Raw genomic sequence first — 19,653 nt, 5'->3', positions numbered from 1 at the left:
CACCATGGATAACCCGAAACCGCCCCAACAACCCGCCCAACTGCTGAACGACCTGGAGTCGATCCGCGAACTGCTGGGCGAAGGTTCGCTCGAACCGCCCGTGCTGATGGACTCGCTCGATCCCGACACCATCCCGCTGCTCTCCGACATCGTCACCCCCGCAGCCAAACCGATACCCGGCCACCACACCGTAGCAACGCCGCAAACCTCGGCACCGATTGGCGCCCAGTTGCGCAGCACACTCACCAACGAGGTAAAGCACCTCGATGGAGAATTGCGCGCCGCCGCCCAGCTGATTCTGCAGGACGTTATCGACGATTTCGTTCCGCAGATCGAAGCCGAACTGAAACGCCGCCTGGAAGCGCGCCTTACGCGCCTGCTACCGCCGCGCAAAAACTAACAGGTAGGGCGCGCCGCGCGCACCAAAACATCTGCAGCGGCCGCAAGTGCGTCTGCCCCCCTAAAACCGGCCGTCTTTGCCGGCCTTATGGCTGACGACGCAAGGCGTTATACTCGCCGGCTTTTCCGTCTAGCCGTCATAAGGGTCCCGCCGCGCATGGACAAGACCTACCAGCCGAACGCCATTGAAACCGCCCTGTACCAGAACTGGGAGGCGAACAACTACTTCGCCCCACAAGGTTCCGGCGAGCCCTACACCATCATGATCCCGCCGCCGAACGTCACCGGCAGCCTGCACATGGGCCACGGTTTCAACAACTCGATCATGGACTGTCTGATTCGTTTCCGCCGCATGCAGGGCCGCAACACCCTGTGGCAGCCGGGCACCGACCACGCTGGTATCGCCACCCAGATGGTGGTTGAGCGCCAACTGGCCGCCGACGGCATTGGCCGCCACGACCTGGGTCGCGAGAAATTCCTCGAGAAAGTCTGGGAATGGAAGGAGCAGTCCGGCGGCACCATCACTCGGCAGATCCGTCGCCTGGGTAGCTCGGTGGACTGGTCGCGCGAGCGCTTCACCATGGACGAAGGCTTGTCCGAAGCAGTCAAAGAAGCCTTCGTGCGTCTGCATAAAGATGGCCTGATCTACCGCGGCAAGCGTCTGGTCAACTGGGACACCAAATTCCACACCGCCATCTCCGACCTCGAAGTGGAAAACCACGACGAGAAAGGCAGCCTGTGGAACCTGCGCTACCCGCTGGCCGACGGCAATAAAACCGCCGACGGCAAGAGTTACCTGATCGTCGCCACCACTCGCCCGGAAACCATGCTCGGCGACAGCGCCGTGGCCGTGCACCCGGAAGACGAGCGCTATAAAGCCCTGATCGGCACCTTCGTCGAGCTGCCACTGGTTGGCCGCCGTATCCCGATCATCGCCGACGATTACTGCGACCCCGAGTTCGGCACCGGCTGCGTGAAGATCACCCCAGCCCACGACTTCAACGACTATGAAGTCGGCAAGCGCCACAACCTGCCGCTGCTGAATATCTTCGACAAGAACGCCGCCGTGCTCGCACAGGTCCAGGCGTTCAATGTCGATGGCAGCGTCAACAGCCAGATCGACTGCAGCCTGCCGGCCGAATACGCCGGCCTGGATCGTTTCGAGGCACGCAAGCAGATCGTTGCCGCCTTCGAGGCCGCAGGCCTCTTGGAAAGCATCGACGCCCACGCCCTGAAAGTGCCGAAAGGCGACCGCTCCGGCACCATCATCGAGCCGTGGCTGACCGACCAGTGGTACGTCAGCACCAAGCCGCTGGCGGATAAAGCCATCGCCGTGGTCGAGAGCGGTGAAATCCAGTTCGTGCCCAAGCAGTACGAAAACATGTACTTCAGCTGGATGCGCGACATCCAGGACTGGTGCATCAGCCGCCAACTCTGGTGGGGCCACCGTATTCCGGCCTGGTACGACGATGCCGGCAACGTCTATGTCGGCCGCGACGAGGCAGAAGTACGCGCCACCCACAACCTCGGCGACGCCAACCTGCGTCAGGATGAAGACGTGCTGGACACCTGGTTCAGCTCCGGCCTGTGGACCTTCTCCACCCTCGGCTGGCCGCAGCAGACCGCCGAACTGAAGACCTTCCACCCCACGGATGTTCTTGTAACAGGCTTCGATATCATCTTCTTCTGGGTTGCCCGGATGATCATGCTGTCCACCCACCTGACCGGGCAGATCCCGTTCAAGACCGTGTACGTGCACGGCCTGGTGCGCGACGGCCAGGGTCAGAAGATGTCCAAGTCCAAGGGCAACGTGCTTGACCCGCTGGATATCGTCGATGGCATTACCCTGGACGAGCTGCTGGAGAAACGCACCAGCGGCATGATGCAGCCCAAGCTCGCCGAGAAGATCGCCAAGCAGACCCGCGCTGAGTTCCCCGAGGGCATCGCCGCCTATGGCACCGACGCCCTGCGCTTTACCAACCTGGCGCTGGCCTCCACCGGTCGCGATATCAAGTTCGATATGGGCCGCGTCGAGGGTTACCGCAACTTCTGCAACAAGATCTGGAACGCCGCCAACTTCGTATTGGAAAACACCGACGGCCAGGACACTGGCGTCAATGGCGAGCCGGTTGAGCTGTCCCCAGTAGACCGCTGGATTATCTCCTCCCTGCAGCGTTGCGAGCAGGACGTGACCCGCCACCTCGACGCCTTCCGCTTCGACCTGGCCGCGCAAGCGCTCTACGAATTTATCTGGGACGAGTACTGCGCCTGGTACCTGGAGCTGGTCAAGCCAGTGCTGTGGGACGAAACCGCACCGATCGAACGCCAGCGTGGCACCCGCCGCACGTTGATCCGCGTGCTGGAAGTGGCGCTGCGTCTGGCCCATCCGTTTATGCCGTTTATCACCGAAGAAATCTGGCAGCGCATCAAGGCGCAAGCAGGTGTCACCCAAGGTGAAAAGCAGGGCGAGACCATCATGCTGCAGGCCTGGCCGGTGGCTAATGAGAGCCGCATTGATGCCGCCGCCGAAGGCGATATCGAGTGGGTCAAGCAGCTGATGCTCGGCCTGCGGCAGATCCGTGGCGAGATGAAAATCTCCATGGCCAAGCGCATCGATATCATCCTGGCCAACGCCAGTGACGAAGACCGCCGCCGCCTGGCCGACAACGCGCCGCTGCTGAACAAGCTGGCCAAGCTGGAGTCGGTACGCGTACTGGAAGCGGGCGAAGAAGCGCCGATGTCCGCCACCGCTCTGGTTGGCGATATGCAGGTGCTGGTGCCGATGGCCGGGCTGATCGACAAGGACGCCGAGCTGGCGCGCCTGGACAAGGAAATCGCCCGCCTCTCCGGTGAAGTGCAGCGCGTCGGCGGCAAGCTGAGCAACGAAGGCTTCGTCGCCAAGGCGCCGGCCGAAGTGCTCGACAAGGAGCGCGCCAAGCTGGCCGAAGCCGAACAGGCGCTCGGCAAGATGGCAGAGCAGCGCGAGAAGATCGCCAACCTGTGATCCAAACCAAGCCCGCCGTCGCAAGACAGCGGGCTTTTTCTTATCTGCCGCAACCGCTCCAGGGCGGCGGCAGATAGCTTGCAAGCATGCGGGACCCCAAAACAATAACAGCCACGGAATGACTTCATGTATGCACTAATGGCTCTACTTTTCGTCGTCGGCTATCTCTGCATAGCCCTGGAACACCCCCTCAAAATCGACAAGGCCGCTTCGGCCATCCTCACCGCGGTGGTCTGCTGGACCGTTCTGGTACTGGGCGCCGACAGCATCCTGCCGGCGCTGCAAGGCAGCGAAGGCCATGGCGTCAGCGGTGAGCTGCGCCATCATCTCGGCGAAATCTCGGAAATCCTGTTCTTCCTCCTGGGCGCCATGACCATCGTCGAGCTGATCGATGCCCATGAAGGCTTCAAGGTGATCACCGACCGCATCCGCACGAGCAAGCGCGTGCATCTGCTCTGGATGATCGGTTTCATCACGTTCTTCCTGTCCGCCGCGCTGGACAACCTGACCACCACCATCGTCATGGTTTCGCTGCTGCGCAAATTGATCAGCGAACAGCAGGAGCGCTGGTTCTATGCGGGCATCGTGGTGATCGCCGCGAACGCCGGAGGCGCCTGGTCGCCGATCGGCGACGTGACCACCACCATGCTCTGGATTGGCAGCCAGATCACCGCCAGCGGCATCATCACCCAGCTGTTCATCCCCAGCCTGGTTTGCCTGCTGGTGCCGCTGATCTTCCTCAGCTTCACCATGAAAGGCGAATTCGTTCGGCCCGAACTGGTTGAAAGCGAGGAAGAACGTCGCGACCCCACCACCCCGTTCGAACGCAACCTGGTATTCGTGCTCGGCATCGCCGCGCTGCTGTTCGTGCCGGTGTTCAAGACCGTGACCCACCTGCCGCCGTACATGGGCATCCTGTTCGGCCTGGGCGTGCTCTGGGTCGTCACCGAGGTGCTGCACCGAGGCAAGAATGACGAGGACAAGCACCCGCTTTCGGTGGTCGGCGTCTTGCGTAAAGTCGACACCACCAGCGTGCTGTTCTTCCTCGGTATCCTGCTGGCAGTGTCCAGCCTGGCGACTGCGGGCCACCTGACCCAGGTCGCCACCGCGCTGAAGGAAAGCCTGGGCAATGTCTATGCGATCAACATCGCCATCGGCCTGCTGTCCTCGGTGGTGGACAACGTACCGCTGGTCGCGGGCGCGATGAAGATGTATCCGCTGGTCAGCCCCGAGGCGCTGGCAGTCGTGGCGGTCGGCGAAGACAGCGCCTGGCTGAGCAACTTCGTGGTCAACGGCACTTTCTGGGAAATGCTCGCCTACTGCGCGGGTACCGGTGGCAGCTGCCTGATCATCGGCTCGGCGGCCGGTGTGGCGGCCATGGGCATGGAGAAAATCAACTTCATCTGGTACCTGAAGAAGATCACCCTGCTGGCATTCATGGGCTACATCGCCGGCGCGGCCACCTATATCGGCCTCGCCACGCTGGCATGACGATAAACCCGCCAGCGCCGATCGAACTGCGCTTCGAATCGACCCTCAAGGCCAGCCCGGACATCGTCTGGCGCTGGATCACCGATGTCAGCTGCCTGCGCGCGGAGATGCGCCCGCTGCTGTGGATGAGCATGCCGCGAGAGGTGCGCAACCTCGAGGATGTCGACGTAAAGCCCGGCCAGCCGCTGTTCACCAGTTGGCTATGGCTGTTCGGTTGCCTGCCCCTGGGCACCTCGCGCCTTACCCTGCTCGAACTGCACCCAGGGGTCGGTTTTGTCGAGGAGTCGCCCATGACCGGCATGCGCCTGTGGCGACATCAGCGGCGCATTGAAGCCCAGGGCGGCGGCACGCGGGTGATCGACGAGCTGAGCGTCGATCCGCTGCTGCCTGCCCTGGTGGTGAAAACCTTTCTCCGTCTGTTTTTCTCCAGCCGACACCGCGCGCTCCGGCGCCGCGATGCCAGCCGAACCTGTTGAGCCGAGGCGCGAATGGACATCAGCAAGACCAAAACCAGCTTCTACCGACGCCTCTACGTAGCCTGGCTGATCGACAGCGGCAGCGCCGTCAGTGTCGCCGCGCTGATGGACGCCACCGGCATGCCAAGGCGCACCGCCCAGGACACTCTGGCTGCCCTCGCCGACCTGGATATCGACTGCGCCTTCGTGCAACACCCCGGCGAGCGTAACAACGCCGGCTACTACATGATCCGCAGTTGGGGCGCTATCGACCGCCACTGGATCACCGCGCACCTGCCGCAGATCCGCGCGACCCTCGGCTACCCCTGACCTTGCCCGTGGCCTGGGTTGAGCAACGCGATACCCGGGATGATTTCTGCCCAGACACCTCGGCCCCCTGCAAAGCGCTCGCTGCTATGGGAACATGAGCGCTTTCCCGACGACGATCAGCCCCGCATGTCCACACCTCGCCACCGTCCGCAGCAAAAGCACGGCGCCCCCAGCAGCGCAAAAGCCGAAAAAGGCCAGCTGCACCCGCGCAACCGTCATCAGGGCCGCTACGATTTTCCCGCGCTGATCAAGACCAGCCCGGAGCTGGCGGCGTTCGTGATCATCAATCCGTATGGCAAGGAGAGCATCGACTTCGCCAACCCGGCGGCGGTCAAGGTGTTCAATCGAGCGCTGCTCAAGCAGTTCTACGGCATCCAGTATTGGGATATTCCGGCGGATTACCTGTGCCCGCCGATCCCTGGTCGCGCCGATTACCTGCATTACCTGGCCGACCTGCTGGCCAGCAGCAATGGCGGCGAAATACCGCGTGGCACCCAGGTGCGCGCGCTGGATATCGGCGTGGGCGCCAACTGCATCTACCCGCTGCTGGGCCACCGCGAATATGCCTGGCGCTTTCTCGGCACCGATATCGCCGCGAACGCCATCGCCTCGGCCAGCGCCATCGTCCAGGGCAACCCAGGCCTGGCGGATGCCATCGAGCTGCGCCTGCAACCCGACGCTCGACAGATTTTCCAGGGGGTACTGCACGCCGATGAGCGTTTCGAGGTCACCCTGTGCAACCCGCCCTTCCACGCCAGCGCGGAAGAGGCCAGCAGCGGCAGCACACGCAAATGGCGCAACCTGGGCAAGCTCGACCCCAAGCGCAAGCTGCCGGTGCTGAATTTCGGCGGTCAGGCGGCCGAACTCTGGTGCCAGGGCGGTGAGGCGGCGTTCGTCAGCCGCTTGATCAAGGAAAGCGCCGAGGTCGGTCAGCAGGTGTTCTGGTTCACCAGCCTGATTTCCAAGGCCAGTAACCTGCCCGGCGTCTACAGCGCCTTGAACAAGGTCGGCGCGCTGGACGTGCGCACCGTGGAAATGGCCCAAGGCCAGAAGCAAAGCCGCTTCGTTGCCTGGACATTTCTCACCCCCGAGCAGCAGCAGAACTGGCGCCGCAACCGCTGGTGATACGAGCAAACTGTGCGCGCCGAGGTCTTGCGCGAGCGTTTGGCTGCCCTTGAAGTGCGCTTTGGTAGGGTGGACATGGCGCAGCCTTGTCCACCATCGCGGCGCCCCTGGTTACCAGGGCAACCAGCCGCCCAGCCCCAGCCACAGGCCGGCCAGGGTCATGCTGAGCAGCGTCACCGGCAGGCCGCTGCGCGCGAAGTCGGCAAACCCCAACACCACGCCCTGGCGGCGAGCGCTTTCGGCAACAATCAGGTTGACCACGCTGCCGATCAGCAGCAGGTTGCCGGCCAGGGTCGACATGATCGCCAGGCCGATCAGCATCCCCTCGGAGGCATCCGGCACGATGCCCAGCAGCAACATGACGAAGGGCACGTTGCCGATCAGGTTGCTTGCCACCAGGGACGCAGCGGCAAGCGATACCATGCCGCTGGGCAGCATCCCGGCCTCAGCCAGGTCATTCGTCAGCCCGGCCACTTCTGGCAGGCTCAGCGCCGCGCCGGTCACCACGAACAGCCCGGCGAACAGTAACAGCAGGTTCCAGTCCACCCGGTGCACATAGTCGCGGCTGTCGACGCGGCGGGAGATCATCACCAGCGCAGCGATCAGCAGCGCGGAGAGCTCGCGCGGCAGATCGGTGGAAAACAGGCCCAGCAGCACCAAGGTCGCCAGCAGCGGCTTGAGATAACTGCGCCTGCCGTAGATACGCGCCACCGGGGTTTCATCCGCCACCAGTGGCTTGGCCACGCCCCAGCGAGTGCGCCACTGCAGCCAGATGCAGACATAGATGACCGCCAGGGTCACCAGCGCCGGTGGTAGCGCGATCAGGCTGTAAGACCAGAAATCCAGGCCGCCGGCCTGGCCGATCAGGATGTTTTGCGGGTTGCCGATCAGGCTGGCACAGGAGCCGGCATTGCAGGCCAGGGCCAGCGCCAGCAGAAACGGCCGCGGGTCGAGGCCGCGCGCCAATAGGCTGTGGCACAGCAAGGGAGTCAGGGCGAACGCGACTATGTCGTTGACCAGCACGGCGGACAACACCCCGCCCAGCAGCACCACACCGAACAACACCAGCGCCGGCCGCTCGGCATAGCGGCTGAGGCGCTCGTTGAGCCAGGCGTAGACGCCGGAAAACTCGAACTGCGCGGACATCAGCATCAGGGCCAGCAACAGCAACAGCGCGCCGGCATCCAGATGGCTGGCAACGGCACCTGGCGTTTGCGCGCCGCTGATCAGCAACAGCACCGCAGCGGCCGCGGCGATCCAGCTGCGATCGACACGCAGGCCACGGATGCCGCCCGCGGCCATGCCCAGGTAGGTCAACACGAAACAACCCACCACCCACCACGACATCGCCGCCATCTGGCCCTCTCCGCTCACGCGCCCTCAGCGATTTCGCTGTGCGCCGGCGCACTCTAGCGGGCCACGGGCACGAGGAAAAGCGCCCACTAGTCTGCAGCGCTGCCCAGGGGAGAGACACGGCGCTGCAATTGCTCGAACAGGCTGTCGACCGTCATCGCAAGGAGGCCGATCAGGATCGCGCCCTGCAGGATGAACGCGCTATTGCCGGTGACCAGCCCGGAAATCACCGGGTCGCCCAGGGTACTGGCGCCGATGGTGGAACCGATGGCGGCGGTGGCGATATTGATCGTGACCGAGGTGCGCACGCCCGCGACTATCACGGTGAACGCCAGCGGCAGTTCGACCCGACAAAGCACCTGCAACGGTGACATGCCCATGCCGCGCGCCGCCTCCAATACTGCCGGGTCGATTCCGCGCAGCCCCACCAGGGCATTGCGCAAAATCGGCAACAGCCCGTAGAGAATCAACGCGAACAGCGTCGGCAGGTTGCCAAAGCCAAGTGCCGGCACCGCCAGGGCGAGCACCGCCACCGGCGGAATGGTCTGGCCGATCGACGCCACCTGCCCGGCAAGCGGCAGAAAGTCTTCACCCCAGGACCGGGTCACCGCCACCGCGGCCGCAACGCCGATCAGTGTCGATACGCCAGCGGCAAGCGCGACCAGGCCGAGGTGACTGCCCAGCAGCTCGATAAACGGCGCGCGGTTGTAGATAACTGTGCGGGAATCCGGCTCGAACAGGCGAAACAGCGCGTCCAGTTCACCGAGGCCGAATGTCGCCGCGAGCAGCACCGCCAACCACAGCAGCGGCTGCCACCCGCCGCCCTGGCGCCGCGCGGCAGGCATGGCGGATGCGCTCAGCACTGGTCGTCTTCCAGCAGCGCGCCGAGGTGCAGCACACCGATCTGCAATCCGTCGCCATCAACCACCGCCAGGCGTTTGCAACGGTGCCAGAGCATCACCGACAGCGCCTGACGCAGGCTGGCAGCGGCGTCGACACTCGCGCCTACGGGCGCTGGCAGCGCCTTCGGCAGGCGCTGCATCAGGCTGCTCACCTGCAGCAGACCAGCCTGCTTCAGGCCGCGCTCCTGGCCACCCAGCAGAGTTTCGACAAAGGCATTGGCCGGTTTGGCCAACAGTGCCTGTGGGCTGTCCTGCTGCACGATCCGCCCCTTGTCCATGACCACGATGCGGGTCGCCAGCTTCAGCGCTTCGTCCATGTCGTGGGTGACGAACACGATGGTCTTGGCCACCTGTTGCTGAATCCGCAGCAGCTCGTTCTGCAGGCTGTCGCGGGTAATCGGATCGAGCGCACCGAAGGGCTCGTCCATCAGCAGAATATCCGGATCGCCGGCCAGCGCCCGCGCCACGCCAACCCGCTGGGCCTGCCCGCCCGAGAGCTGGCTGGGGTATTTGCCGGCAAACTCGGCTGGCTCCAGGCCGAGCAGGTGCAACAGCTCGTCGACCCGCGCCTGAACCCGTGCGGCTGGCCAGCCGAGCAGGCTCGGCACCACGGCGATATTGCGGGCCACCGTCCAGTGTGGAAACAGGCCGGTGCTCTGAATCACATAGCCGATGCGCCGTCGCAGCTGCTGCGGGTCGATGCGATCGATGTCCTCGCCATCGATACGGATGCTGCCGGCCGAATGCTCGATCAGCCGATTGATCATGCGCAGGCTGGTCGACTTGCCGCAGCCCGACGTACCGACCAGCACGCACAGCTCACCGGGTTGCACGGTCAGGGAAATCGAATCCACCGCGCGAATCGAGCCAAAGGTTTTACTGACATTGTTCAACTCAATCATCACCGCTCGCCTCCCGCGTAGCGCCGCGCCAACAGACTGAACAGGGCGTCCGCCAGCAGCGCCAGGACGATAATGGGCAGTGCGCCGAGGATCACCAGATCCATCGCCGCCTGGCCCAAGCCCTGGAAAATAAAGGTCCCAAAACCGCCCGCGCCGATCAGCGCCGCCACGGCAGTCAGGCCGATCGCCTGGATGGTGGTGATGCGCACGCCCTCGATGATCAACGGCATGGCCAGCGGCAGACGCACCTGCACGAACACCTGCCAGGGGCTCATGCCCATGCCCTGCGCGGCCTCGATCACCGCAGGCGGCACGTCGTTCAGGGCGACGCAGCTGTTGCGCACGATGGGCAACAGGCTGTAGGCGACCAGCGCCAGCAGCGCCGGCGCCCAGCCAATACCGCCGATGTTCAGCGTTTGCAGCAGCGGGTAGCGCGCGGCGAGGTAACTGAGCGGCGCGATCAGCAAGCCGAACAGCGCCAGGCTGGGAATGGTCTGGATCGCGTTCAACATGCCGATGCTGCTCTTCTGCGCAGCCGGGAAACGGCTGATCACCAGGGCGATGGCGAACCCGAGCAGCAGGCTCAGCCCAACCGCACCGCCCACCAGCGCCAGGTGGCTGGACAAGGCAGCGGCGAACTGGCTTTCTCGCGCAGCGTATTCGCGTAGCAAGGCCAAGGGCTCCAGCCATTGCTGAGCAACGATCCACGCCGTCGCGAGCAGCAGCGTCGCGGCGATCACACCCAGCCACAGCCGCGGCAAGCGCACGCGCTGACGCACCTCGATCAGCAGCAGGCCGAGCAGAAACACCAGGCTCCAGAACCCCGCGCCGAGTGCAACTCGCCCGTGGGGCAAGTCACCATCGATATGCCGCTCGATGGCCCAGGCCAGGCCGAACGGCAACTGCACGGCCAACAGCGCCAGGGCGAGCATGATCAATCCGTATCTCGGCGTCTTCCAGGCGAGCGCTGCGCAGCCCAGCAGCAGGCCGCTGAGCGTCAATGCCCAGCCGAGACTCAGGGCAGCCATGAGCCCCACGCCCCTCCCCGGGGCGATGCGGTTGGCGTGCACGCTGATGAAATCCAGGTTCCACAGCAACGCCAGCGCCATCAGCGCCAGCAACGGGATCACCGTATTGACGGGTCTCATGCGGGCATTATTGGCCCAGGCTGTCGAGGAAGGTTGCCGCCACCTTGGCCGGCTCCGCGCCCTCAACCGCCACCTCACCGTTCAGGCGTTGCAGGGTCTGCAGGTCCAGCGCGGCGAAGACCGGCTGCAGCAGCTCGGCGATCTGCGGGTGGGCCTTGAGCACGTCCTCGCGCACCAGCGGCGCCGGCTGGTAGACCGGCTGCACGCCGCGGGTGTCTTCCAGCACCAGCAGGTCCAGCGCACTGAGGCCTCCATCGGTGCCATAGGTCATGGCCGCGTTGACGCCGTTGGTCTGTAGCGACGCGGCGCGAATCGTGGCGGCGGTGTTACCGCCCGCGAGAATCAGTAACTGGTCGGCGTCCAGGGTGAACCCATAGGCCTGCTGAAACGCCGGCAGCGCAGTGGGCGACTCGACGAACTCGGCGCTGGCAGCAAACTTGAAGTCGCCGCCGTCCTTCAGGTAGCGGGCCAGATCATCCAGGGTTTTCAGCCCATGCTCGCGTGCCAGATCGCCGCGCACGCTCATCGCCCAGGTGTTGTTGGCATTCGCCGGTTGCAGCCAGACCAGTTTATTGGCGGCCAGGTCCAGTTCCTTGACCTTGGCGTAGCCCCGCTCGGCGTCCTTCCACACGCCACTCTCGGCGCTGTCGAAGAAGAACGCGCCGTTGCCGGTGTATTCCGGGTAGATGCCGATTTCCCCGGCGATCAGCGCGTTGCGCACGATGCTGGTCGCGCCCAGCTGGGTGCGGTCTTCGACCGGCACGCCACCGCGCTGCAACGCCTGATAGATCAGCTGCCCCAGCACTGCGCCTTCGGTGTCGATCTTCGAGCCGACCACTACCGCTTGCTGTGCCTGCACGCCACCGACTGCCGAACACAGCGCCAGCACCGCGAGCAGGCGCGCGAATTTGCTACCCGATAAAGACATGGCTTACCCACCTTATTGTTTTGCCAGTGTTGTTTTGCCACAAGCCTAGAGGATGTCGCGCGTGACAAACGCGCACAAGCCAATCAACGGCCCGCGTGTTCAGCAGGATGCCATCGCACGGCGCCTGCGTTGCAGTGGTAACTGTCAGGGGATATGACAACGCCAACCGCGAAGGTGCGGTTGGCGTATCGGCATTGCGCCGATTGTCAACGAACGTGGCGCGTCGTCGACGCGCCAGAGGGCTTACTCGACCAGTTCGAACAGCGCGACGTTGCCGCTCTTTTCCAGGCCGGTAACCAGGAAATGCCGGCCTTCGTGCTCGACATGGGACAGCCCTTCAGGTGCCAGGTCGCCGGAGCCCGCGCCCTCGCCCGCACCCACCACCTGCAGCACTTTGGGCTGCGCCGGTTGCTGCAGGTCGATCAACGCCAGGGCGTCGGCACGCTCCAGGGTTGCAACGGCCAGGCGCTTGCCAAACGCGTCGAAACTCACCACGCCTTCCGGCTCGCTGCCCTTGTTCGGGCTGCGCCCATCGGGATAGACGCCCGCCTTGGCCGCCATCTGGTCCAGCTGGCCGCCGGTATCGCCGAGCAACTCGCCGCTGTCGGCCGCGAACACGCTGATCGTGCGTCCGCCACCGCTGGGCAGGCCGGCCTTGGTCTTGGCGATTTTCGGGTCGGTGTCGCCTTCGTCGGCAGTCAGCAAGTAGCGGCCATCCGCACTGACACTGAGTGCATCCGGCTCGCGCAGGGCGAACAGCTCGCCATTCGCCGCATAGGCGCCGTCGTCCTCGATATCCGCTGCGTGACGCACTGTGCCCACACCGAACACCTTGGCCAGCTTGCCTTGCAGCACGTCGACCACAGCAATTGCGTTGTTTTCCTGCAGGCTGACATACGCCTGCGCGCCATCGGGGCTGAAGGTCACGTATTCCGGCTCGATATGCTCGGGGCTGGTGCCGAACGGAATCTTCATTTCCTCGCCGTCGATCACCCGCTCCAGCAGGCGCTTGTGCTCGGACTGGGTGGTGCCTGCGACACCGGCCAGATCCGGCAGCTGGATCAGCGTGTGGGTGGCGCTCGCCACGCCCTGACGCAGGTCGATCAGGCTGATCGAGCCTTCACCGCTGCGAAAGCCGTCGCCGTCGCGCACATAGCCTTCGCCTTCGTTGGCCACCACGACGAAATCGCCGGTGGGCGAAAAGGCCAGGCTGTCCGGCCATACGCCGATTTCCACGCTGCCAAGCAGCGCACCGTCAGCTGCCGCGCGGAACTCGACCCGGCCGTTCTTCAGGCCGTCGCGGTCGCGTACGCAGATCGCGAACAGGTCGTCGCTGGGGTGGAAGATTGCGGAGGTGATTTCGCCTGTGCCTTTCTCCACCAGCGCATGGCGGGCAATCCGGCTCAGATCGCCGGCCGGATCGAGCTTGAGAATATCCACCAGGCCTTCGGCGCTGTTGGACACGATCACGCGCATGCTCGACGCCTGCACGTTGACGATTTCGGTTCCACCCGAAAAGCCGCTGCGGTAAACTGCCAGCGGTTTCAGTTCGAGCGCCGAGGCCAGTGGCGCCAGGGCGAAGAGCGCACACAGCGCGGGAATACGCAGCATTGGCAAACATCCTTATACAGAGAATGGAAACGGGCAAAACCGCAGCAGTCTCCACAGCCAAAGTGACGGTCTGATGACGCATTTATGGCACTTCGACGGGGCCGTCGTGACGCCCGACGCATCTCCACCGGTGCCCAACTACACTGTCATCATCGCTTCCACGCCACAGGGTTGCGCTTGCCGGCCCGCCGCCCGAGATGCTCCAATCGAGGCCCGCATCCTGGGCGCCTCGCCTTTGTCAGCACGGCTGCATCCGACCGAGGAAACCGCATGAGCAAACGACTGATCGCCAGCCTGTGTCTGCTGCTGTGCCTGGGTGCCCAGGCGAGCGAGAAGCAGACGCTGACGATCAGCGTCGGCGATTGGCCGCCCTATCTCTCCAGCGCGCTGAAACATAACGGCGTGGTCGCCCACCTGATCAGCGACCTGCTGGCCGACGAAGGCTATCAGGTCAGCTTCCAGTTCCTGCCCTGGCCACGCGCCTATGCAGCAGCCGCCGCGGGAAAGTTCGACGCCAGCGCGATCTGGATGCACAAGGCCGACCGTGAGGCCGAATTTCTCTTCAGCGCGCCGCTGCTGGACGAACAATTCGTGTTCTTTCACCTGAAGAGTCTGCCGTTCGACTGGCGCCGCTTCGACGACCTGACCGGCATGACCCTGGGCGGCGGCCTGGAGTACAGCTACGGACCGGCATTCGACGCATTTCTCGCCAGCGGCAAGGTCAAGATTGAGCGCGTGTCGTCGGACCAGCAGAACTTCGAGAAACTGCTCAAGGAACGCGTTGTGCTCTACCCACAGGAACTCAACGTGGGTTACGCCGCCCTGCTGCGCCACTTCAATGCCGAAGACCGAGCCAAGATCACCCACCATCCCAAACCGCTGCTGGTCAACCACAGCTACCTGATGCTGCCGAAAAGCCTCGCCGGCAGCCCGGCGCTGCTCAAACGCTTCAACCATCGCCTGCAGCACTATCGCGACAGCGGCCGCTATCAGCGCTACTTCGACGACCTGCAACAGGGCAAATACCAGCTGGACGCTCCCGCCGCGGTGGCGCCTGCAAGCGCGCTGTAGCCGCGTCAGCGGGACGCGATCCGCGCGTCCAGCAAATCCGCCAGGGGCAGGGGCACGCCCAGGCGGCTGAGGTTCCAGTAATGCCCCTCAAGGGTGCGATTGACCAGCAAGGTCGCCGCCGCAGGCTGCAGGCTACCAAGGGCGCCAAACACGTCCGGCAACAGCTTCTGCACCTGTTCATGCAGGGCGATTTCAGCGAAATCCCAGGTGGCGCCCGGTTGCAGCAGCGGTCCCAGCAGGCCGTGCAACTGGCGGTACAGACCGTAGGGCGTGGGTGACTCCGGCTGGCGGTTGCCCAATGCCTGGAAGGCCTGCTCCAGCCGTTCACCATCGCGTGCCTGCAGGGCCTGATAGGCCCGCACATAGGCATCGAGCAGGACCGGTGACAGCTCCTGCACACAGCCGAAGTCATACACCACCAACTCACCCGCAGCGCTGTAGGCGAAATTGCCGGGGTGCGGGTCGGCGTGCAGCACGCCCAGGTCGAACGCCTGGGCGCTCAGCCAACGCACCAGGGTATGTGCCAGGCGTTCGCGCACTTCAAGGCTGGCCTGGCCCACATCGGCGAACGGCAGCCCGCGCTCCTCGCTCAGTGCCAGCACGCCGGGGCGGCACAGGTCTTCCTGCGGCTGCGGCAATCGCAGGTCGGGCCAGGCGGCAAAATGCGCGCGGAACTGCTGCAAGCGGCGCAGCTCGGCGGCGTAATCCAGTTCCGCGGCGATCACGCTGGCCAGCTCCTGATACACCGCTTCCAGCTGCGCGGCCGGCGCCCGGAACAACCGCCCCAGCGGCAACAGCCGACGCACCTGACGCAGGTCCGCGGCGCAGATGTCGGCGATGCCGGGGTACTGCACCTTGAGCACCACGGTGCGACCGTCCAGCGCCACCGCGCGGTGCACCTGGCCCAGCGATGCGGCGGCGAACGGCTGCTCGTCGATATGCTGGAAAAACTGCCCCAGGTCAGCGCCATAGACCTGTTGCAGATGGCTTTGCAGGGCACTGAACGGCAACGCCGGTACGCGGTTCTGCAGCCTCGCCAAGGCTTGTGCGACCGGCTCCGGCAGCACGCCCTGCCATTGCGAGGCCATTTGCCCGAGTTTCAGCACCGGGCCTTTCATTTCCCCCAGCACCTCGCTCAACAGGTCGCCGACCGGCTGCCAGTCGACTGTCGCTTTTCCTGGCAACAACCGCTGCCCCAGCACGCTGCCGCCGATGCGTGTCGCGGTGCCAGCCAGTTTGAAGAAACGACCAAGGGCAGAAGCGGACGGTGGAGCCGGGGTTTTGGGCATAAGGGTTGCTCGACGGGGCAAGTGGCGATCATGCGCCGCCAGCGGACCCGCGCCAAGCAGCGCGCGACGACTCGCGGGCTTTGCAGCGCCCCGGGCGGCTACGCTGTGCGCAAAGGGCGGCAATACCGTCAACACGATCCTGGCAAAGTCGGACGCCAAGGTCAGCAGCCTAATCGGTGACCGCGAAGCGCTTATCCAGCCCGCTGTAACCCATGCCTAGTCCCTTGTGCACCTTGAGCTGCACCGGGATGCGCTCCTTGAGCGCTTCGATATGGCTGATCACGCCGATCATCTTGCCGCTGGCGTTCAGGCTGTCCAGCGCATCCAGCGCCACTTCCAGGGTTTCGCCATCGAGGGTGCCGAAGCCCTCGTCGAGAAACAGCGAATCGATGCTGGTCTTGTGGCTGACCAGATCGGACAGGGCCAGGGCAAGCGCCAGGCTGACCAGAAAACTCTCACCACCGGACAGGGTCTTGGTGTCGCGGGCCACGTCGGCCTGCCAGGTATCGATCACCTCCAGCTCGAGTTCGCCGCTGCCTTTGCGCGTCAGCTGATAGCGACCATGCAGCCGCGCGAGCTGCTGATTGGCCAGGTAGACCAGGTGGTCCAGGGTCAGTCCCTGGGCGAACTTGCGGTACTTGGCGCCGTCAGCGGAGCCGATCAGGCTGTTGAGTTGCTGCCACAGATCGTAGGCGCCCTGCAGGCTGGCGATCTCGGCAAACAGGCCCTGCTGGGCCTGCCGGCGCGCCTGGTCGCCATGCAATTCGGCGCGCAGTTCGCCCTGGCGCTGACTGAGGACTTTCAGCTGGCCGCCAACCGCCTGCAGCGCGTCATCAAGCTGCTCGCGGCTCAGGCTGCTGGCCGGTGCGTCCTGCAGCGCTGCCAGTTGCTGCTGCGCCGCCACCTGCAACGCCTGGGCTTCGGTCAAGCCCTGGTGCAGACGCTCCTTGAGCTGGGTCAGCGTCAGCCGCTGCGGGTCGTCGAGCAATGCGGCCTGGAACGCCGCCTCGTCGGTAAACGGGCTCGCGGCTAGCGCGGCCTGCCAGCGCGCAGTACTTTGCTGCAGGTTTTCGCGCTCGCGCTGCAGCTGCTCGGCTTGTGTGCGTGCGGTGCCCTGCAATTGCTGCTGGCGGCTCTGCGCATCGTCGAGCCGCGCCTGGCAGTGCTGCAGCGCCTGCAGCGGATGGCCAACCGCAGCCAACGGCGCCAGCTCTTCATGGTGCGCCGCCACCCAGCGCTGTTGCCACTGCGCCTGCAGCGTGCGGGCACTGGCAAGTTCATGCTCCAGGCGCAGTGCCTGCTCCTCCAGGTGCTGGCGCTGCAGCTGCGCCGCTTGCCAGGTGCGCCATTCGTCACGGCGCTGGTCCAGCCACTGCGCGCTATCGGCCGGCACGCTGTAGCCGAACTCAGCCAGCGCCTCGGCCAGACTCTGTTCGCATTCGCTGCGCTGGGCGAGCAGCTGGCGTGATCGCTCGCCGATCTCGCCGAGTTGCGCCTGCTGATGCTGCAACTGCTGAGTGCTCAACGCCTGCTGCTGGTGGCTGGCGGAATGCGCCTGCTCGATCTGCTGACGCGCCAGCCGCGCCCGTTCATGGGCGCTTTTCAAGCCCTCGAGCTGCTCGAGCTCGCGCTGCAGCGCCTGCAGGTCGGCGGCGTGCTGCTGCGCGTAACTCGCCAGTGCTGCAGCGTCGGCCAGCTCGCTGGCGAGTTGCCGGCTCAGTTGCTGCCAGCTGGCGGTGTGCTGGCTGGCGGTTTGTTCACAGCGTTGGTGCTGCTGTTGGCCCTGTTCCAGCCGCGAGGCCAGCTTGGCCAGCTCCCCCGCCAGTTGCTGACCCGTGTTGGCCAGCGCTTCCAGTTCGGCCTTTTTCGTCTGCAGCCGCTGCTGACTGGCCGACACGTCGAGCGACTGATAGGCCTCGACTGCCGGGTGTTGATGGGAGCCGCACAGCGGGCAGGCTTCGTCGGCCTGCAGCTGGCTGCGGTAGCTTTCCAGGGCCTGGATGCGCTGCTCCTGCTCCAGCAGCTTTTCCTGATCGCGCACCTGCTGCTGCAGGTCCTTGTATCGGGCACGCAATGCGCCGACCTCCAGTTCCTTGCAGGCGTGCTGATCGCCCAGCTGTTTCGCCTGGGTCTGCAGCGCCTGTTGCTCGGCGGCCAATTGCTCACGGGCGCTGGCTAGCTGCTGCAACTGCACCAGCACAACGCCGCGACCATGCAGCTGCTGCCAGTGCTCGCGCAACGCCGCCTCGCTGCGCCCGGCCAAAAGCGCATCGAGCTGCTGCAGGTGCTCGCTTTCAAGCTGTTGCGCCGTCAGCAGCTGCGTCTGCTGCTCATCCAGCTGCGCCTGTTGCTGGCCCAGTTGCGCGGCGAGGGCCTGCGCATTCTGCTCGGCCTGGCGCTGGCGGTCGGCCAACATCTCGATCTCGGCAGTCAGTTGCTGCAAGGCCTCGAGCCGGCTGGCCCAGACACCGAGCTGCTCGCCCAGTTGCCCATGCCGGGCCTTGGCTGTCAGCTGCTGCTGTAACTGCTGGCGTTGCTCGGCCAGCGCAGCGGCGGCCTGCTCGCAGGCTTGCAGTACCTGCTGGCTAAGCTGCCGGGCCTGCCACAGGCCGTCGACGATCTGCCGCGCGGTCTCCTGCTGTTCGGTTCGTGTGGCGCCATGGGCATGCTCGCACTGGCTGAGCGCCTGCTGCGCCGCCTGGCATTCACGGTACAGCGGCTGCAATCGGGCAGCCGGCTCGCTGGCCGCCAGTTGCGCCAGTTGCGGTTGCGCGGCCTGCAGCTGCTGCTGCGCCTGTTGCACGGCCAATGCAGTGGTCTGTAGCTGCTGCTGCGCCTTGCTCAGTTCCTCGCACCAGCCACGCTGGCGCTGCAACTCGGCCTGCTCGGCGAGCAGGCGGACCTCATCGACACCCAGCCGCTCGGCTTCATCGCTGAGCGCCGCCCGCTGCTCGTCGCTCAGCAGCTCGACCCCAGAGGCCTTGGCGCGCAACTGGTCGAGGGCCGCCTTCACCTCACGCGTGCGCTCGAACACGCGCTGGGAAATCTGCCCGTAGATATCGGTGCCGGTCAGCTCCTCCAGCAACTCGGCGCGTTGATTGGCGTTGGCCTCGAGAAAGGCGGCGAACCCACCCTGGGCCAGCAGCATGGACTTGGTGAAGCGTTCGAAATCCAGCCCGGTCAGCCGCTCGGTCTCGCGCAGCTTTTCGTTAATCTTGTCGCTGATGATCTGCCCGTCGGCCGCCGCCAGTTCCACCTTGGGCGCCTGCAGCGCGCCATCGGCCTTGCCGCGGGCGCGGCGCTGGCTCCAGAACGCGCGATAGGCGACGCCCTTGACCTCGAATTCGACCTCGGCCAGGCAGTCGGCAGTGTGCCGAGTCATCAGCTCGTTGCTGCTCGCCGACAGCGTGCTCATGCGCGGCGTGCGGTGATAGAGGGCCAGGCAGATGGCGTCGAGCAAGGTGGTCTTGCCCGCACCCGTGGGCCCAGTGATGGCGAACAGACCGTTGTTCCTGAACGGCTCGGCGGTGAAGTCGACCTTCCACTCGCCCTTCAGCGAATTGAGGTTTTTCAGACGCAGGCTGAGGATTTTCATCGCGCAGGGTGGGCTCGCAACAGGCGGTTTGCCGGACCCGCTATCCTAGC

15 protein-coding genes are annotated in these 19,653 nt (G+C 65.0%); 7 read left to right on the top strand and 8 right to left on the bottom strand.

Features of this window, described 5'->3' with window-relative positions; genetic code table 11:
- Positions 1 to 4 precede the first annotated feature (4 nt).
- The 6 genes from ACX0MV_RS13240 to rlmF all read left to right on the top strand — a co-directional run bounded on the left by ACX0MV_RS13240 (position 5) and on the right by rlmF (position 6,804).
- Complete coding sequence (locus ACX0MV_RS13240; protein WP_458982980.1) at positions 5 to 400, top strand: DNA polymerase III subunit chi; 396 nt, start codon at positions 5 to 7, stop codon at positions 398 to 400.
- 156 nt (positions 401 to 556) lie between these two features.
- The gene (locus ACX0MV_RS13235; RefSeq protein WP_458982979.1) at positions 557 to 3,403 is read left to right on the top strand and encodes a valine--tRNA ligase; all 2,847 of its coding nucleotides are present in this window, start codon (positions 557 to 559) and stop codon (positions 3,401 to 3,403) included.
- Positions 3,404 to 3,529: 126 nt separating this feature from the next.
- Positions 3,530 to 4,894, top strand: a complete 1,365-nt coding sequence (gene nhaD, locus ACX0MV_RS13230) for a sodium:proton antiporter NhaD (protein WP_458982978.1) — start codon at positions 3,530 to 3,532, stop codon at positions 4,892 to 4,894.
- On the top strand, positions 4,891 to 5,370 hold the full coding sequence (locus ACX0MV_RS13225) for a hypothetical protein (protein WP_458982977.1): 480 nt from the start codon (positions 4,891 to 4,893) through the stop codon (positions 5,368 to 5,370). Before nhaD ends, ACX0MV_RS13225 begins: the two co-directional genes overlap by 4 nt.
- Positions 5,371 to 5,382: 12 nt before the next feature.
- On the top strand, positions 5,383 to 5,679 hold the full coding sequence (locus tag ACX0MV_RS13220; protein ID WP_458982976.1) for a winged helix-turn-helix domain-containing protein: 297 nt from the start codon (positions 5,383 to 5,385) through the stop codon (positions 5,677 to 5,679).
- Between the two features lie 126 nt (positions 5,680 to 5,805).
- Positions 5,806 to 6,804: a 23S rRNA (adenine(1618)-N(6))-methyltransferase RlmF gene (gene rlmF, locus ACX0MV_RS13215; protein WP_458982975.1), complete on the top strand. Its 999-nt coding sequence runs from the start codon at positions 5,806 to 5,808 to the stop codon at positions 6,802 to 6,804.
- 111 nt (positions 6,805 to 6,915) lie between these two features.
- Here the strand turns inward: rlmF and ACX0MV_RS13210 are convergent, their stop codons facing one another.
- The 6 genes from ACX0MV_RS13210 to ACX0MV_RS13185 all read right to left on the bottom strand — a co-directional run bounded on the left by ACX0MV_RS13210 (position 6,916) and on the right by ACX0MV_RS13185 (position 13,648).
- On the bottom strand, positions 6,916 to 8,160 hold the full coding sequence (locus ACX0MV_RS13210) for an SLC13 family permease (protein WP_458982974.1): 1,245 nt from the start codon (positions 8,158 to 8,160) through the stop codon (positions 6,916 to 6,918).
- An 86-nt stretch (positions 8,161 to 8,246) separates the two neighbouring features.
- The gene (locus ACX0MV_RS13205; RefSeq protein WP_458983201.1) at positions 8,247 to 9,002 is read right to left on the bottom strand and encodes an ABC transporter permease; all 756 of its coding nucleotides are present in this window, start codon (positions 9,000 to 9,002) and stop codon (positions 8,247 to 8,249) included.
- Between the two features lie 11 nt (positions 9,003 to 9,013).
- Complete coding sequence (locus tag ACX0MV_RS13200) at positions 9,014 to 9,961, bottom strand: ABC transporter ATP-binding protein (RefSeq protein ID WP_458982973.1); 948 nt, start codon at positions 9,959 to 9,961, stop codon at positions 9,014 to 9,016.
- A complete protein-coding gene (locus ACX0MV_RS13195) occupies positions 9,961 to 11,109 on the bottom strand; it encodes an ABC transporter permease (protein WP_458982972.1) in 1,149 nt (382 codons plus the stop codon). The genes ACX0MV_RS13200 and ACX0MV_RS13195 overlap by 1 nt, the downstream gene beginning before the upstream one ends.
- Positions 11,110 to 11,116: 7 nt before the next feature.
- Positions 11,117 to 12,037, bottom strand: coding sequence for a glycine betaine ABC transporter substrate-binding protein OsmF (osmF, locus tag ACX0MV_RS13190; protein ID WP_458982971.1), 921 nt, complete (start codon positions 12,035 to 12,037; stop codon positions 11,117 to 11,119).
- 243 nt (positions 12,038 to 12,280) lie between these two features.
- The gene (locus tag ACX0MV_RS13185; protein ID WP_458982970.1) at positions 12,281 to 13,648 is read right to left on the bottom strand and encodes a choice-of-anchor I domain-containing protein; all 1,368 of its coding nucleotides are present in this window, start codon (positions 13,646 to 13,648) and stop codon (positions 12,281 to 12,283) included.
- Between the two features lie 270 nt (positions 13,649 to 13,918).
- Between ACX0MV_RS13185 and ACX0MV_RS13180 the strand changes: the two genes are divergently transcribed.
- On the top strand, positions 13,919 to 14,719 hold the full coding sequence (locus tag ACX0MV_RS13180) for a substrate-binding periplasmic protein (protein ID WP_458982969.1): 801 nt from the start codon (positions 13,919 to 13,921) through the stop codon (positions 14,717 to 14,719).
- A gap of 5 nt (positions 14,720 to 14,724) precedes the next feature.
- Here the strand turns inward: ACX0MV_RS13180 and ACX0MV_RS13175 are convergent, their stop codons facing one another.
- Entirely contained in the window at positions 14,725 to 16,008 is a 1,284-nt protein-coding gene (locus ACX0MV_RS13175; protein WP_458982968.1) for an ABC1 kinase family protein, read from the bottom strand.
- 169 nt (positions 16,009 to 16,177) lie between these two features.
- A complete protein-coding gene (locus ACX0MV_RS13170) occupies positions 16,178 to 19,603 on the bottom strand; it encodes an SbcC/MukB-like Walker B domain-containing protein (protein WP_458982967.1) in 3,426 nt (1,141 codons plus the stop codon).
- Between the last annotated feature and the right edge of the window lie 50 nt (positions 19,604 to 19,653).

Source organism: Pseudomonas cistanchae, assembly GCF_054483635.1.
This window is presented reverse-complemented; position numbering and strand designations above follow the sequence as displayed.